Source organism: Pseudomonas sp. UW4 (genome assembly GCF_000316175.1).
Taxonomy (GTDB): domain Bacteria; phylum Pseudomonadota; class Gammaproteobacteria; order Pseudomonadales; family Pseudomonadaceae; genus Aquipseudomonas; species Aquipseudomonas laurylsulfatiphila.
Genome location: NC_019670.1, coordinates 1151468 through 1168285, shown reverse-complemented (window position 1 = coordinate 1168285; position 16818 = coordinate 1151468). Strand labels below are relative to the sequence as shown.

Genomic DNA, 16818 nt, shown 5'->3' with positions numbered 1-16818 from the left:
CCTGCTCGCGAAGAGGTGGTGTCAGGCGATGTAAATGTTGTCTGGCACACCGCTTTCGCGAGCAAGCTCGCTCCCACAGGGGATAGTGTCGCCGCAAAATCCAGCTAACCTGTCTCTGCGCTGAACACGCCTTCGAAACACGGCGTTGCAGAAAATGACCGTTGAAACCACCGCCAACCTGCCCCATCTAAGACCCATACCCATTGTGCAGGTGCCCCCATGAGCGACCAGCAAGAATTCCCCGAAGACCCGAGCGAATACGCCGAGCCACAAAGCGCTCCACAGCACAAACCCGGCAAAGGCCTGGCCCTGCCCGGCCAGAACCTGCCGGACAAGGTCTACATCATCCCGATCCACAACCGGCCATTCTTCCCGGCCCAGGTCCTGCCGGTCATCGTCAACGAAGAGCCGTGGGCCGAGACCCTCGACCTGGTGGCCAAGTCTGAACACCACTCCCTGGCCCTGTTCTACATGGACAGCCCCCAGGAAGATCCGCGCCACTTCGACACCTCGGCCCTGCCGCTCTACGGCACCCTGGTCAAGGTGCATCACGCCAGCCGCGAAAACGGCAAACTGCAATTCGTCGCCCAGGGCCTGACCCGTGTGCGTCTGAAAACCTGGCTCAAGCACCATCGCCCGCCGTATCTGGTGGAAGTCGAATACCCGCACCAGCCCACCGAGCCGACCGACGAGGTCAAGGCCTACGGCATGGCGCTGATCAATGCGATCAAGGAACTGCTGCCGCTCAACCCGCTGTACAGCGAAGAGTTGAAGAACTACCTCAACCGCTTCAGCCCCAACGACCCGTCGCCGCTAACCGACTTCGCCGCCGCGCTCACCTCGGCCACCGGTAGTGAGCTGCAGGAAGTGCTCGACTGCGTGCCGATGCTCAAGCGCATGGAAAAAGTCCTGCCGATGCTGCGCAAGGAAGTCGAGGTCGCGCGCCTGCAAAAAGAGATTTCCGCCGAAGTTAACCGCAAGATCGGTGAACATCAGCGTGAATTCTTCCTCAAGGAGCAACTCAAGGTCATACAGCAGGAGCTGGGCCTGACCAAGGACGACCGTAGCGCCGACCTCGAACAGTTCGAGCAGCGGCTGGTGGGCAAAGTCCTGCCGGCGCAAGTGCAGAAACGCCTCGAAGAGGAAATGAACAAGCTGTCGATCCTCGAGACCGGCTCGCCGGAGTATGCGGTCACCCGCAATTACATCGACTGGGCGACCTCGGTGCCGTGGGGGGTGTACGGCGAGGACAAACTCGACCTCAAGCACGCGCGCAAGGTGCTGGACAAACACCACGCCGGCCTCGACGACATCAAGGACCGCATCCTCGAATTCCTCGCAGTCGGCGCCTACAAAGGCGAGATCAGCGGTTCCATCGTATTGCTGGTGGGGCCGCCGGGCGTGGGCAAGACCAGCGTCGGTAAATCCATCGCCGAATCCCTGGGCCGACCGTTCTATCGCTTCAGCCTTGGCGGCATGCGCGACGAAGCCGAGATCAAGGGCCACCGCCGCACCTACATCGGCGCGCAGCCTGGCAAACTGGTGCAGGCGCTCAAAGACGTCGAAGTGATGAACCCGGTGATCATGCTCGACGAGATCGACAAGATGGGCCAGAGCTACCAGGGCGACCCGGCTTCGGCCTTGCTGGAAACCCTCGATCCGGAACAGAACGTCGAATTCCTCGACCACTATCTGGACCTGCGGATGGACCTGTCGAAGGTGTTGTTCGTGTGCACCGCCAACACCCTGGACTCGATCCCCGGCCCGTTGCTCGACCGCATGGAAGTGATTCGCCTGTCGGGCTACATCACCGAAGAAAAAGTCGCCATCGCCAAGCGTCACCTGTGGCCCAAGCAGCTTGAGAAAGCCGGCGTGTCCAAGGGCAGCCTGAGCATCAGCGACAGCGCGCTCAAGGCGCTGGTCGACGGCTATGCCCGTGAAGCCGGCGTGCGCCAGCTGGAAAAAAACCTCGGCAAACTGGTGCGCAAAGCGGTGATGAAACTGCTCGACGAACCGAAAGCGGTGATCAAGCTCGGCCCGAAAGATCTCGAAGCGTCGCTCGGCAAACCGGTGTTCCGCAACGAGCAGGTGCTGGCGGGGGTCGGCGTGATCACCGGCCTTGCCTGGACCAGCATGGGCGGCGCGACCCTGCCGATCGAAGCCACGCGTATCCACACCCTCAACCGTGGGTTCAAGCTCACCGGGCAGTTGGGGGATGTGATGAAAGAATCGGCGGAGATCGCCTACAGCTACGTCAGTTCGCACCTGAAGTCCTATGGCGGCGATCCGAAGTTCTTCGACGAAGCCTTCGTCCACCTGCACGTACCGGAAGGCGCCACGCCGAAGGACGGCCCGAGCGCCGGCGTGACCATGGCCAGCGCCCTGCTGTCGCTGGCACGCAACCAGCCACCGAAAAAAGGCGTGGCCATGACTGGCGAACTGACGTTGACCGGGCATGTACTGCCGATTGGCGGGGTGCGCGAGAAGGTGATTGCAGCGCGGCGGCAGAAGATTTTCGAGCTGATCCTGCCGGAGGCCAACCGGGGTAATTTCGAGGAACTGCCGGAGTATCTGAAGGAGGGGATTACCGTGCACTTTGCCAAGCGCTTTGCGGATGTGGCCAAGGTGTTGTTCTGATGCTCTTGTAGCGCCTGTACTGCCGTCTTCGCGGGCAAGCCCGCTCCCACAGGAAATTGAGTCGGTCACAAAACTTGTGTGCCCCCTCAATCCCTGTGGGAGCGGGCTTGCCCGCGAAAGCGTCAGTCCTGACACCACCGTCCAGGCTGACCGTCACACTTTGTCTCATCTTCAGTTATGCTCGCCGTTCGTCGCCAACGCCGGAGCCACCGATCTTATGTCCCCCACTCGCCTGTTTGTCCCCCTAGCCCTCGCCTTGCTGGCCGCGTGCGCCACGCAACCTGCACACAACGTGACTGTGGAAAAACAGAGCGAATGCCCGGTGAAACTCAGCAACGGACAAAACCTGATCCTGACCCTGCCGAGCAATCCGACCACGGGTTATCGCTGGGCGATCCAGGATTCGGCCGGCGGCGTACTGCACGCCTTGGGGCCAGAGGTGTATCGAAATCCGGAAGATGCCGGCATCGTCGGTTCGGCCGGGGTTTCGACCTGGCGCTTCCAGGCTTTTGCGACCGGCACCGGACGTCTGCGCCTGACCTCGCAACAGCCATGGGCGCCGGAAGTGCTGCCGGTGGACTCGTTCGACTGCGCGATTTCGGTTAACTGACCGTGGGCTGGCTGATTCTGGCGCTGATGGGCGCAGTGACCTTTCTTTATGGCCTGAGCGTGCATGCCTCGATGCTGTGCCTGCTGGTCAAGCCGCTGCCGGTGCTGGCCTTGCTCGGCTGGCTGCACGACGCACCACCCGGCGAGTACCGGCGCTGGCTCAGCCTGGGCCTGATTTTCTCCTTGGTCGGCGACGTGTTGCTGGCCTTGCCGGGGGACTTGTTCGTGTTCGGCCTCGGCGCATTTCTGGTCGCCCACCTGGCGTATCTGAAAGCCTACTTGAGCGATTGCCGGCGCCTGGCTCTTTTACCCCTGATCATCGCCCTCGGCGTTGGTGCGGTGCTGTTGGGGATTCTGATTTCTCATGGACTGGGGCCACTGCTGGTTCCGGTGATCGTCTACGGCCTGGCGATCAGCGCCATGCTCTGGCGCGCGCTGGCGCGGCTTGGCACCGACGTGCCCAAGCGTTCGGCCCTGCTGGCCGCCGGTGGTGCGGTGGCCTTTGTGTTTTCGGACAGTGTGATTGGCATCAGCCGGTTCGTGGTGCCGTTCGATGCGGCACCCTATGTGATCATCCTCAGCTATTGGCTGGGGCAATGGGGCATCACTGCCTCGGCATTCACTCAAAAACCGCGTTAAACCCATCGCGAGCAAGCTCGCTCCCACAGGTATTGCGCAGTCCTTGTGGGAGCGAGCTTGCTCGCGATAGCAATATCACTGAACACAAAGACTTTGCAGGCTGCTTGGCGGTTTATCAGACAACCCGCGCATCCCCGCGCCAACTTGGCTAAAATGCCGGCCTTTTCACCGATACCGCTGGAACCGCCGTGAGCAAAGAACCCGATCGCCTTTTCGCCCAGCCTTTGGCCCAGGTGCCTGACTTCGCCTTCAACGAGGACGTGGTGCGGGTGTTCCCGGACATGATCAAGCGCTCGGTGCCGGGCTATCCGACCATTGTCGAAAACCTCGGCGTGCTCGCCGCGCAGTTCGCCCAACCGGGCAGCGTGCTCTACGACCTGGGCTCGTCGCTGGGTGCCGTGACCCAGGCCTTGCGCCGGCATGTGCGCACCGATGGTTGCCGCGTCATCGCTGTGGATAACTCGGCGGCCATGGTCGAGCGCTGCCGCGAATACCTCAATGGCCAAGACTCGATGTTCCAGGAGTTGCTGCCGGTCGAGGTGATCGAGGGCGACATCCTGGCGCTGGAGTTCCAGCCGGCCTCGGTGGTAGCGCTGAACTTCACCCTGCAATTCATCGCCCCGGACCAACGCACCGCGCTGTTGACGCGCATCCGTCAGTCGCTGCTGCCCGGCGGCGCCCTGATCCTCTCGGAAAAACTGCGTTTCGAAGACGAGCAGGAACACGCGTTGCTCACCGACCTGCACATCGCCTTCAAACGCGCCAACGGCTACAGCGAGCTGGAAATCGCCCAGAAGCGCAGCGCCATCGAAAATGTCATGAAGCCCGACAGCCTCGAAGAACACCGCGAACGCCTGTTGGCCGCCGGGTTCTCGAAAGTCGTGCCGTGGTTCCAGTGTCTTAACTTTGCCTCGTTGATTGCCCTGCCATGATTGATCTGTCTCCCCTCGCCCGCCGTCTGGCCGGCACGCCGCTGGCCGAATGGGCCAACACCCTGCAGGCGCAACTCGACAAGAAAATGGAAAAGGGCCATGGCGACCTGGAGCGCTGGCAAAGCGCGCTGGACGCCCTGCCAAAGATCCAGCCGAGCGAAGTCGATTTGCTCAACGGCCTGAAGCTGGACACCGATTGCGACGATGAAACCCGCGCGCAAATGCGTTCCGCCTTGATGGGCCTGTCGCCGTGGCGCAAGGGCCCGTTCGACCTGTTCGGCGTGCACGTCGACACCGAATGGCGCTCGGACTGGAAGTGGTCGCGGGTCGCGCCGCATCTGGACCTTGCGGGCAAGCGCATCCTCGATGTCGGCTGCGGCAACGGCTATTACATGTGGCGCATGCTCGGCGCCGGTGCCGACAGCGTGATCGGTGTCGACCCCAACTGGCTGTTCTTCTGCCAGTTCCAGGCGGTGCAGCGCTACCTGTCCAAACCGAACGCCTGGCACCTGCCCTTCCCGTTCGAAGACCTGCCGCCGAACCTCGAAGGCTTCGACACAGTATTTTCCATGGGCGTGTTCTACCACCGTCGCTCGCCTATCGAGCATTTGCTGGCGCTGAAGGACTGCCTGGTCAAGGGCGGTGAACTGGTGCTGGAAACGCTGGTGGTCGAAGGCGACAAGCACCAGGTACTGGTGCCGGAAGACCGCTACGCGCAGATGCGCAACGTATGGTTCCTGCCGTCGGTGCCGGCGCTGGAGTTGTGGCTGCGACGTGCCGGGTTCAGCGATGTGAGGTGCGTGGATGTGAGCACCACCACTGTCGAAGAACAGCGTGGGACGGAGTGGATGAAGTATCAGTCGCTGAGCGATTTCCTCGATCCGGAAGATCACAGCAAGACCGTTGAAGGGCTACCGGCGCCGATGCGGGCGGTGATTGTGGCCCGTAAATAACAGCCACTGAAGATCCCCTGTAGGAGCGAGCCTGCTCGCGATGGACTCAAGAACACCGTGGGGAACCAGATTGCCCGCGTAATCGTTCACGACCATCGCGAGCAGGCTCGCTCCTACAGGGGGGGCTGTGTTTAGTCGGAAGGTTTTGCTCTTCGGGCCTTGAAGAACTCACTTAAAACAGCCCCGCACTCCTCCGCCAACACCCCACCCTCATGCAACACCCGGTGATTCAAAAAGCCCTGGGTAAAGAACTGCCCCTGGCTCTGCACAATCCCCGCCTTGGGCTCCAGCGCGCCATACACCACCCGCGTTATCCGCGAATGCACGATCAGCCCGGCGCACATGCTGCACGGCTCCAGCGTCACATACAGCGTACTGCCGGGCAGGCGATAGTTGCTGACGGCCTCGGCGGCGGCGCGGATCGCGACCATCTCGGCGTGGGCACTGGGATCGCTGGTGCTGATCGGGCAATTGAAGCCACGCCCGATGATTTCACCGTCCTGCACCAGCACCGCGCCCACCGGCACTTCGCCCAGGGCTGCGCCTTGGGCGGCCAGGGCCAGGGCTTCACGCATGAATTCGCGATCACGGCTGCGGTCGATGATGGCGGCGGGACGAATCTGACGCATCACGCCACCTCGATGGCGGCCATCAGGCCGGTTTCCATGTGATCGATCACATGGCAGTGGAACATCCAGACCCCGGGGTTATCTGCCACCAGCGCCACTTGCGCGCGCTCGTTTTTGCCCAGCAGATAAGTGTCGGTGAAGTACGGAATCACTTTGTGCCGGTTCGAGGCGATGACCTTGAAGCTCATGCCGTGCAGGTGAATCGGGTGCTGATACTGGGTCATGTTCTTCAATTCGAAAATGTAGCTCTTGCCCTTTTCCAGCTTGGCAATCGGGCGGTCGGCGCAGGTCTTGTCGGTGATGTCCCAGGCCTTGCCGTTGATCTGCCACAGGCTCGGCGGCTTGCCGTTGTCGACGTTGACCGACACCGAGCCGACCCACTCGAAATTGAAGTTGAGTTTCACGGCATTGGCCAGGTCCGGCTCGGCAATCGGGTTGGCCGGCAGTGCCGGCGGCCATTCGCTCGGTGCATCGGTATTGGCCACTGAACGCAAGGTACCCAGGCGCACCGGGCCGTTGCGCAAGGACAACTCTTCACCGGCCGCTGGCGCCTTGATCGCAAGACAAATGCGCATGCCGGGGCCGAGCCAGTATTCCTTGCCCAGCGGGCGCGGTTCGATGGGGTTGCCGTCGAGCGCGTAGATTTGCGCTTCGACGCCGGGAATATTCAGACGATAGGTCAGGGTGTTATCGAGATTGAGAATGCGCACCCGGGTGATCTGCCCCGCCGGCAAGTCGATCACCGCCTGCGGCACACCGTTGATGGTCGCCAGGCGTCCCGCCGTGCCGCCACGGGCCGCTTCCCGGGGGATGCTGAACTCGACGAAATTGCCGACCTCGTCGACATGCCAGCTCTTGAGACTCAAGGTCTTTTCGTACTTGAAACCGGTGGGCTCGCGCTCTTCGATGATCAGCGGGCCCACCAGGCCACGGCCGAGCTCTTCGCTGCTGTTCACATGCGGGTGGTACCAGTAGCTGCCGGCATCCGGTACGCGGAATTTGTAGTCGAAGTACTCGCCCGGCAGCACCGGCAATTGCGAGACGTAGGGTACGCCGTCCATTTCCAGCGGCAGGCGAATGCCGTGCCAGTGAATGGTGGTCGCCACCGGCAAGTGATTGATGAAGCGCACCCGCAGCCATTCACCCTGGCGCACCCGCAACTCGGTGCCCGGCGCCGACGGACCGAAGGCCCAGGCCTGGGTCTTGTGCCCAGCCACCAACTCCACGTCCAACGGCGCCGCAATCAGCTCATAGTCGTGACCGGCATCCGCATCGGCCATCTTGCCCAGCCAGTAGCGCGACGCACCACCGGCTCCCACGCCAACGACAACAAGACCGGCCAGGCCACCGAGTATTTGGCGACGGGTAAAGGACATGAACTCAACTACCTCACAAATCAACGACAGGCCAGCGACCCGGAAAAGGCGAATACGATACACCTGCAACTGCGAAACAGTAAGGGCGATACAGTGACGCATGCCGGATCGCCCATGCATATAACTATGTAGTACACCTCCTCTGAACGAACGGGTCATGCTCAATACTCGTTTCTCAAGGAGTGAGACTGCATGAATCCAAATCAAAACCGGCCCCTGCCCAATGCAGACGACAAGGCCACCCTCAAGGCCATCGCCACCCGCATCATCAAGACTTGCCCCAGCCTGCAAGACACCGCTCATGACGTCGCCCTTAACCTGCTGAAAAAGTACGGCATCACCGGCCTCGATCCCGACCGGGTGTATTTCCACCGCTTCGACGCGTCGCAAAGCAGCTCGAAGGCCTTCTCCGGATGGGAGCATGTCAACGCCACCCCGACGTCGTCCATGACCCTGACCCAACTGGTGATCCACCGCTTCCGCGCCGCCGATCAGGACAATGCCGATCTGCTGGATGTGTATGCGGGTTTCTATACCGTTGGACCGCGCACCGGGACTTTCAATGAAACCAACGAAGTGCGCCTGCACGGCAACGACGTGCTGACAGACTTCTGGAGCATCGACTTCAGCGCGGTCTACAACGAACGGCTGACGAGCTTCTGGAGCGAATCCGGCGCCGACTTCCGTACCCTGGCCAAGTGCAATTTTCTCATCAACGCCTTGCGGGCCCGCGACCGTAAAAAGCTCAGTGACGCGGACTTCAATGTCGCCGTCACGGCCGTCATGGGCCCCATCACCTGGCCGGTCAGCCTGCAGATATTGCAAACGCAATATGCCGATACGCATGCCCAGGTACGAATGCTGGACGTGGCCGGCTACCTGTCGAACAACATTGTGCGCATCAAGGCGCCCAAAGGCCGGCAGATTCTCTACCTTCCCGGAGAGGCCGAAGCCTTCAAGGTGCTGGAAACCGAAACGGACATGCACTTCTGGGTGTTGCTGCAAATGAATGACGAGGCGCGACGCCAGGCATTCATGGCGCACTTTTCCATGGCCGATCGCCAGGACATCGCTGATAACCTCACGGTCCTGATGAACCGCTTGGTGGGCAGCTGGAGTGTGTACGACCATCAGTTGATCAATCAGGAAAACCGCGGCGTTGACGGTGACGTTTTCAGTTGGTTGCGAGACTCGACCAAGGCCGCGATGTCCGCCGAGGCCGCACTGTCACTGACCTCCAATGGCGATCTGCGTGAAAAACTGTGGATCGGTTACCTCAGCGCCGGCGTGAAAGTGTTCGGTCCGATGGCGGTCGTCGGCTGGCCGGTCGCACTACCGGTTATCGGCGCCAGCATCGCCAACATGGGGTTGAACATCGATCAGGCAGTCAACGGCAAAACCGCCGAGGAACGCAAGGCCGGTGTGCTTGGCGCGGTGCTCAGCGGTATCGACATAGTGTTCAACCTGCTCGTCCTCAAAGGTCCCGGTTCGCTGGAAGAAGCCGGCCCCGAAATCGACGCCGCCGAGGCGAAGGAAATGGCTGAGCTGAAGGAGACAACACCACCGGCCAAAGCCCCCAAACCCGGACCGACCGAGGTGGCCGTTGGAACAACGGATAATGCCGGACCTACAGTGAAGGTGCCGGAATCTTTCAAGATCAAGGTATCGCTCAGCGACGACACACTGGTTCACGAACCGGGCAAGTTTCAAGGCACCTATCAGCTTGCTTCCAACCCTTCGTCCGCGATAAAGCTCAACGACAGCGCGTACTTCGTGCGCTATGAATCCGATATCAATGGCCGTGGCACCTGGGCCATCATCGACCCGGCCAACCCCCATGCATTCTCTGGTTCGATCCCCGTGCGTTTAAATGCTGATGGCACCTGGGAAATCACCCCGCGCCTGGGACTGAGGGGCGGCATGATCGTACCGCCGGTTTCCAGCGCTGGTGCGACAAGCGAGCCCGTCACCGAAGAATGGGCGCGTACACCGGGCATTCATGTGCCCGGCCTCGAAGACCCGCAAATGAGGGCCTGGGCACTCGGTGGACCCGATGTACGTAATTTGTACAGACGTTTACGGAGCATGGGCAGCATAGATGCACGTAGCGAGCTTGGGATCGAAGCAGAACTCACCGAGTCCTTGAGCGAGTTCCAGCTGGATCAGGAAGAGCCACGCAATGAATTGATCAGCGATGCAAACGCTTACTACGAGCTCAATCCCCCGCCCCCTCGCCTTCCAGTCCCTGCACGGGTGTTAAACACATCGACCGAACTGCTCGACGTCGCATTCGCGGAAAAACCGGGACTGATCGTTGGCGAGAGCCGCGGCAGTATCGGCAGTAAGCAGTTCCTGATCGAAAACATGCCCGCCCTGGCCCGCCGCGGCGTGAAGACGTTGTACTTGCAGGAACTGCTGGCCAACGTCAATCAGCTCGATCTGGACACTTTCGCCAGAACCGGCGAAATGCCCGAAGAGCTGGAGAACTACCTGAGAAAACTCGACTTCAAGGCCGGCAACGATCCCGAGGGCAGATTCAACCTGCTGGCGCTGGTGAGGTCTGCCAACGCCCAGCGTGTGCGGGTGCAGGCCATCGATATGACAACGACCTACAACATCAACGAAGACTCGTTTTCCCGGCATCCGGACAGCCAAATGGCGAGGAGTTACTTTGCTGGCGAGGTCATTCAGCTCAATGAAGAATTGAAGGGGCCCGCCAAATGGATTGCCTTGGTCGATCAGGAACACATGACGAGTTTCAGAGGCTATCAAGGCATCAGTGAACAGACTGACGCCTTGAGTGTACGAATCGAAGACGTGACACCGGGTCAGGCACTGCCCATTGGTTCCGATCCGGGATTAGCGGTGGAATATGCAGACTATCCGGGCTCGCCTGTCGAGGAGGAAGGGTCCGGTATCACTGGTTTCGACCACATCCGAGACAGCATCCAAGGCGACTGGCGTGTACAAATGCAAACCCCGTGGGCCTACCGGACGCCACAAGAGCTGCGAACGCTGTTGCCGGAAACGGGGATGTTCACCTTTCAGCGGTACAGAAGCAGCCTGTTGGTGGTCTATCGCAATGCCGAAAACCGAATGGCCGACAGTGTGATCAGAATGACACCCGGTGGCAGGATCAACCTGGATACTCCGCTTGGGCCGGCCTATGACTCCATGACTGTGGATAACCTGGGAGAACTGAAACAGGCACTGATTGAAAATGGCATGCAACCGATGGGTTGGCCGCCAGTGGCTGGAGAGGCCGAGGGTGCGGCATCGGAGCTCGAGGAGCTTGCCCGGGTACGACCTGAAGTCCAGCGGCCGAGCATACCCCAGCACTGGCAAGCCAACGAATTGCTGGAAGGGATAACACCCGAAACAACGCCCGGGAAATTCCAGGGTATCTATCGACTCGATTCCGAGCCCTCGACGGCCATCATGGTGAACGAGACTCCCTTCTACGTTCGCTTTCAAAACGATGGCGCCGGATCCGGGCACTGGGCCGTAGTTGATCCGCAGCGACCATCAACGTTCGTCGGCTCGATTCCAGTAAGACTGAATGCCGAAGGTGAGTGGGAAACGATGCCACGATATGGACTCAAGGGTGGGGGTAACGACCTGGAAGGAGTGTCGCTACGCAAACCCGCCACAAAATACGACGCACCTGCCAGATACAGCCTCAGGAAACTGGCGATGGGCAAACCGGAGACCCATGTCAAAGTCAGCCGTTTGCCCGACGGCACAATGAAAGGGATTACCACCTACGACGAATACGTCGCCGCCCCTCGTGCCGAGTTGTCACGGGACGCTCGAAGCTTCTTTGCCCGTAGCGATTTCTCCACTTCCCTGCCCGCCCGCCCGGCCATCCCCGCCGTCACGCCCTCGACCACCGCCACAGAACTGATCGGGCAGGCGCTGGATGCAGCAAATGGCCTGGTCATCGGTGAGAGTCAGGACCGCATTGCCAGTATGCGTTTTCTCATCGAGAACATGCCGACACTCGCCAGACAGGGGGTCAAAACACTTTATTTCCATCGCCTGCTCAACGATTTCAGTCAACTGGACTTGAACACATTCTTCAGCACCGGGGAAATGTCCGATGACCTGGAGGAAACGCTGCAACAACTGCAAAGCGACCCGTCAGGGCGGTATACGCCGCTTGAAGTGGTCAGGGCTGCGCGACTCAACGGCATTCGGGTTCAGGCGACGGACTGTCTGGCGAGCTATCGCTATCCCGCCTCGCCACTGCCCGACATGCATGAGCAAGCCATAAAGAACTACCTCACCCACACGATCATGCAGGCCAACGAATCCCTCAATGGCGCAGGTAAATGGGTGGTACTGACCGACCAGGAAAACATCAATACCTTTCGCGGTATGGCCGGCATCAGTGAAATACAGGGCGGTATCGGCTTGCGCATCGAAGAAGTGTTGCCCGAACAACGCCTGCTGATCGAGACAGACCGGGGCATCGAAGTGGGACGGGGCTTTACCACGCAACCGGACCATGTCAGTGGCGAATACGATACGCTGTACGCCGACCTGAGCCTGCAGATGCCACTACCGCTGCTCGAGCGAACACCGGCGGAACTCAATCGGCTGCTGTTCCGGCAAGGCATGTTCACCTTCGAGAAGGTCGATGGAACCTGGACGTTGATTCATCGCGGCAGAGACCGCCAGATTGCGCGAACGCTGGTCGAGCGCACGGTTGACGGCAAATACCTGATCAATCGTCCGACATGGACTGATGTGCATCAGGTGCCATACGCCAGTATCGTCGAACTGTCCTGGGCCCTGAGCCGCATGGGCATGGACCTCGAAGGACGTCTGCCTCTGTAGTTCGTGCCTGTTTCTGCCACGCCTGCATGCAAGAAGCCCCCGGTCTCGCGACCGGGGGCTTCCTTTAACGCTATCGTTTTGAGCCCGGGTTCACAGGCTCAAATACGATCACTCCCACTCAATGGTCGCCGGCGGCTTGCTCGACACGTCGTAGGTGACGCGGGAGATGCCTTCGATTTCATTGATGATGCGGCCGGATACGGTTTCCAGCAGTTCGTAAGGCAGGTGTGCCCAACGTGCGGTCATGAAGTCGATGGTTTCCACGGCACGCAGGGCCACGACCCAGGCGTAACGACGGCCATCGCCAACCACGCCAACCGATTTCACCGGCTGGAACACCACGAAGGCCTGGCTGACCTTGTGGTACCAGTCGGCCTTGCGCAGTTCTTCGATGAAGATGTGGTCGGCACGACGCAGCAGGTCGGCGTATTCCTTCTTCACTTCACCGAGGATGCGCACGCCCAGGCCCGGGCCCGGGAACGGGTGACGGTAGACCATGTCGTACGGCAGGCCCAGCTCCAGGCCCAGACGGCGGACTTCGTCCTTGAACAGTTCGCGCAGCGGCTCGACCAGTTTCAGGTTCATTTCTTCCGGCAGGCCGCCCACGTTGTGGTGCGACTTGATCACGTGGGCCTTGCCGCTTTTCGCGCCAGCCGACTCGATCACGTCCGGGTAGATGGTGCCCTGGGCCAGGTACTTGATGTTGTCCAGCTTGCAGGATTCGGCATCGAACACGTCGATGAAGGTGCGACCGATGATCTTGCGCTTCTTCTCCGGGTCGGCTTCGCCGGCCAGGTTGCCCAGGAACTGGTCCTCGGCGTTGGCGCGGATCACCTTGACGCCCATGTTCTCGGCGAACATGGCCATCACTTGCTCGCCTTCGTGCAGGCGCAGCAGGCCGTTGTCGACGAACACGCAGGTCAGCTGGTCGCCGATGGCCTTGTGCAGCAGTGCGGCAACCACGGACGAATCGACACCGCCGGACAAGCCGAGCAGGACGTTATCGGTGCCGACCTGGGCGCGAACCTGGGCGATGGCGTCTTCAGCGATCTTCGACGGGGTCCACAGGGCTTCACACTCGCAGATGTCGAGGATGAAGCGCGACAGGATGCGACCGCCCTGCTTGGTGTGGGTCACCTCCGGGTGGAACTGCACGCCATAGTAGCGACGCTCGTCGCTGAACATGCCGGCGATCGGGCAGCTCGGGGTGCTGGCCAGGATGTGGAAGTCTTCCGGCATCCGGGTGACCTTGTCACCGTGGCTCATCCATACGTCGAGGCCGAACAGGCCGTCGGCGTCGATGTGGTCTTCAATGCCGTCGAGCAGACGGCTCTTGCCGACCACGTCCACGCGGGCGTAACCGAACTCACGCAGCTCGGAACCTTCAACCTTGCCGCCCAGTTGCTCGGCCATGGTCTGCATGCCGTAGCAGATACCGAAGACCGGCACACCCAGATCGAAAACGGCTTGCGGGCAGCGAGGGCTGTTGGCTTCGTGAACCGACTCCGGGCCACCGGCGAGGATGACGCCTTTAGGAGCGAATTCGCGGATCGCATCTTCGTCCATGTCGAACGGATGCAGTTCGCAATACACGCCGATTTCACGCACGCGGCGGGCGATCAGCTGGGTGTACTGGGAACCGAAGTCGAGGATCAGGATGCGGTGAGCGTGAATGTCGAGGGCCATGATTCAGTCTCGTCTAAAAAAATTCGGAAACAGTCGTGATTCAGAAACAACTCGGGGCTGAATAAAACAGCCCCGGTTGCTTAGCTTGTTGCTGGAAGGCTCAACCTACGCGGTAGTTTGGCGCTTCCTTGGTGATCTGCACGTCGTGGACGTGGGACTCGGCCATGCCGGCGCCGGTGATCCGCACGAACTCGGGCTTGGTGCGCATCTCTTCGATGTTGGCGCTACCGGTGTAGCCCATCGAAGAACGCAGGCCGCCCATCAACTGGTGGATGATCGCGCTCAGGGTGCCCTTGTATGGAACACGCCCTTCGATACCTTCCGGAACGAGCTTCTCGGCGCCTGCCGAGGAGTCCTGGAAGTAACGGTCGGAGGAACCCTGGGCCTGGGACATGGCGCCCAGCGAACCCATGCCGCGATAAGCCTTGTACGAACGGCCCTGGAACAGTTCGATCTCGCCCGGCGCCTCTTCGGTACCGGCGAACATCGAGCCCATCATCACGCAGGAAGCACCGGCCACGATGGCCTTGGACAGGTCACCGGAGAAACGGATGCCGCCGTCGGCGATCAACGGCACGCCAGTGCCTTCAAGGGCAGCGGCGACGTTGGCGATGGCACTGATTTGCGGTACGCCGACACCGGCGACGATACGGGTGGTGCAGATCGAGCCAGGGCCGATACCGACCTTGACCGCGTCAGCGCCGGCTTCGGCCAGGGCCTTGGCGGCAGCGCCGGTGGCGATGTTGCCGCCGATGACCTGCACTTCAGGGAAGTTCTGCTTGACCCAGCGAACGCGGTCGATCACGCCTTTGGAGTGACCGTGAGCGGTGTCGACCACCACCACGTCAACGCCGGCGTTGACCAGCGCGGCAACGCGGTCACCGGTGTCTTTACCGGTACCGACGGCAGCACCGACGCGCAGACGACCTTGATCGTCCTTGCTGGCCAGCGGGTAAGCCTTGGCTTTTTCGATGTCGTTGACGGTCATCATGCCCTTGAGGGCGAACTTGTCGTCGACGATCAGCACGCGCTCGATGCGGTGCTTGTGCAGCAGCTCACGCACATCGTTCTTGTCGGCGCCTTCCTTGACCGTGACCAGACGCTCTTTAGGCGTCATCACTTCACGGACAGTGGCTTCCAGACGGTTCTCGAAACGCACGTCACGGGAAGTGACAATGCCGACCAGGTCGCCATTGTGCAGCACCGGAACGCCGGAGATGTTGTGCATGCGGGTCAGTTCGAACAGGTCACGCACCGTGGCATCAGCCTCGATGGTGATCGGGTCTTTTACGACGCCGGCTTCGAACTTCTTGACCTTGCGGACTTCGGCAGCTTGCTGCTCGATGGTCATGTTCTTGTGGATGATGCCGATTCCACCTTCCTGAGCCATGGCAATTGCCAGACGGGCTTCAGTGACGGTGTCCATGGCAGCGGAGACCAGTGGAATATTCAGCTCGATGCCACGGGTAAGGCGGGTCTTGAGACTGACTTCGTTAGGAAGCACCTCGGAATAACCGGGCACTAGGAGAATGTCGTCGAATGTCAGAGCTTCTTGGCTGATACGCAGCATCGCGGGGGCTCCCGAGCGGGAAAATGGAAGCGCGCCATTATAGTCAGACACCCCCTCGGGTTCAATGTAAAACTCTGACTATTATTGGCATTACTGACATACGGGGCGCTTTTTTGTAGGAGCGAGCTTGCTCGCGATGGTCGTGAACGATAATGCGGGTTGCCTGGAAACCCGCGTGGCCTGAAAGTTCATCGCGAGCAAGCTCGCTCCTACAGGTTTCAGAGTTCGACTTTCACCCAGCTCACCGGCTGATCCAGCCAATCGGCGAATTCGTCGAGAAAGCTTTGCTTGAACCCGGCTTCGGCCCAGTTGTTGAAGATGAATCCGAGGTTGGAGAAACCGCATTCCTGCAGGAACAGGAAACCGTTGATGTCGTCTTCATGCCCGCATTCCGGACAGGTGAAGTTATCGGTGCGCCCCGGCATCCAGTCTTCCAGGCTTTCGAACAGCGCCTCACCGACTTCCTTGCGGCACTCGGCGCAGCCCGCTTCCTCAAGAAAACCCTTGGCCGGCGTATAGATGCAGCGTTTGGTAATGATCTCCAGGCCATTGACCGGCTCACCGAACGGCAGGGCTTCGGGGTGCAGGACCACTGCGCGGGCACCGTCAGCGATGGCATGGGCCATGCGATTGCCGGTGCGGCCGCAGGTGGTCAGCTCTTCCTGGATGATGTTCTTGCGCACCAGCCAGCGCACAACGGCCCGGGCCCGGGGCTCGTGCACCGGCAGGGTGGAGATTTTCGGGACGATGATGCTTTGGGAATTCATGGGTACAGGCCTGGAGCATTGATAAATGACCTGTAGGAGCGAGCCTGCTCGCGATGGTCGTTAACGAAAACGCGGGGAGTCTGGTTCCCCGCGGTGTTCTTGAGTCCATCGCGAGCAGGCTCGCTCCTACAGGTAAAGCAATGGCGAGATGCCTATAGAAGGTATAGGCCCGCCATAGCTG

Annotated in this window: 11 protein-coding genes; 6 read left to right on the top strand and 5 right to left on the bottom strand. The window is 60.6% G+C overall.

Annotated elements, in window-relative coordinates:
* Positions 1-219: 219 nt before the first annotated feature.
* From lon to cmoB, 5 genes are all read left to right on the top strand, one after another.
* Entirely contained in the window at positions 220-2637 is a 2418-nt protein-coding gene (gene lon, locus PPUTUW4_RS05065) for an endopeptidase La (protein WP_015093668.1), read from the top strand.
* 217 nt (positions 2638-2854) lie between these two features.
* Positions 2855-3247, top strand: a complete 393-nt coding sequence (locus PPUTUW4_RS05060) for a protease inhibitor I42 family protein (RefSeq protein WP_015093667.1) — start codon at positions 2855-2857, stop codon at positions 3245-3247.
* 2 nt (positions 3248-3249) lie between these two features.
* Positions 3250-3885 carry a lysoplasmalogenase gene (locus PPUTUW4_RS05055; protein WP_015093666.1) on the top strand — a complete coding sequence of 212 codons (636 nt, stop codon included), beginning with the start codon at positions 3250-3252 and terminating at the stop codon, positions 3883-3885.
* Positions 3886-4073: 188 nt separating this feature from the next.
* On the top strand, positions 4074-4817 hold the full coding sequence (cmoA, locus tag PPUTUW4_RS05050; RefSeq protein ID WP_015093665.1) for a carboxy-S-adenosyl-L-methionine synthase CmoA: 744 nt from the start codon (positions 4074-4076) through the stop codon (positions 4815-4817).
* Complete coding sequence (gene cmoB, locus PPUTUW4_RS05045; protein ID WP_015093664.1) at positions 4814-5770, top strand: tRNA 5-methoxyuridine(34)/uridine 5-oxyacetic acid(34) synthase CmoB; 957 nt, start codon at positions 4814-4816, stop codon at positions 5768-5770. The genes cmoA and cmoB overlap by 4 nt, the downstream gene beginning before the upstream one ends.
* Positions 5771-5901: 131 nt before the next feature.
* Here cmoB and tadA read toward each other — a convergent pair whose 3' ends face one another.
* Positions 5902-6399, bottom strand: a complete 498-nt coding sequence (gene tadA / locus PPUTUW4_RS05040) for a tRNA adenosine(34) deaminase TadA (RefSeq protein WP_007973921.1) — start codon at positions 6397-6399, stop codon at positions 5902-5904.
* Positions 6399-7775 (bottom strand): multicopper oxidase family protein, encoded by a 1377-nt coding sequence (locus PPUTUW4_RS05035; RefSeq protein WP_015093663.1) that lies wholly within the window; start codon positions 7773-7775, stop codon positions 6399-6401. Before PPUTUW4_RS05035 ends, tadA begins: the two co-directional genes overlap by 1 nt.
* Positions 7776-7967: 192 nt before the next feature.
* Here PPUTUW4_RS05035 and PPUTUW4_RS05030 point away from each other — a divergent pair, with 192 nt between their 5' ends.
* Positions 7968-12614 (top strand): membrane-targeted effector domain-containing toxin, encoded by a 4647-nt coding sequence (locus PPUTUW4_RS05030; protein ID WP_015093662.1) that lies wholly within the window; start codon positions 7968-7970, stop codon positions 12612-12614.
* A gap of 108 nt (positions 12615-12722) precedes the next feature.
* On the opposite strand, the gene guaA is transcribed toward PPUTUW4_RS05030, so the two are convergent.
* From guaA to PPUTUW4_RS05015, 3 genes are all read right to left on the bottom strand, one after another.
* Complete coding sequence (guaA, locus tag PPUTUW4_RS05025) at positions 12723-14300, bottom strand: glutamine-hydrolyzing GMP synthase (protein ID WP_015093661.1); 1578 nt, start codon at positions 14298-14300, stop codon at positions 12723-12725.
* Positions 14301-14400: 100 nt separating this feature from the next.
* Positions 14401-15870, bottom strand: coding sequence for an IMP dehydrogenase (gene guaB, locus PPUTUW4_RS05020; protein ID WP_015093660.1), 1470 nt, complete (start codon positions 15868-15870; stop codon positions 14401-14403).
* A gap of 218 nt (positions 15871-16088) precedes the next feature.
* The gene (locus PPUTUW4_RS05015; RefSeq protein ID WP_007973932.1) at positions 16089-16637 is read right to left on the bottom strand and encodes a hypothetical protein; all 549 of its coding nucleotides are present in this window, start codon (positions 16635-16637) and stop codon (positions 16089-16091) included.
* Between the last annotated feature and the right edge of the window lie 181 nt (positions 16638-16818).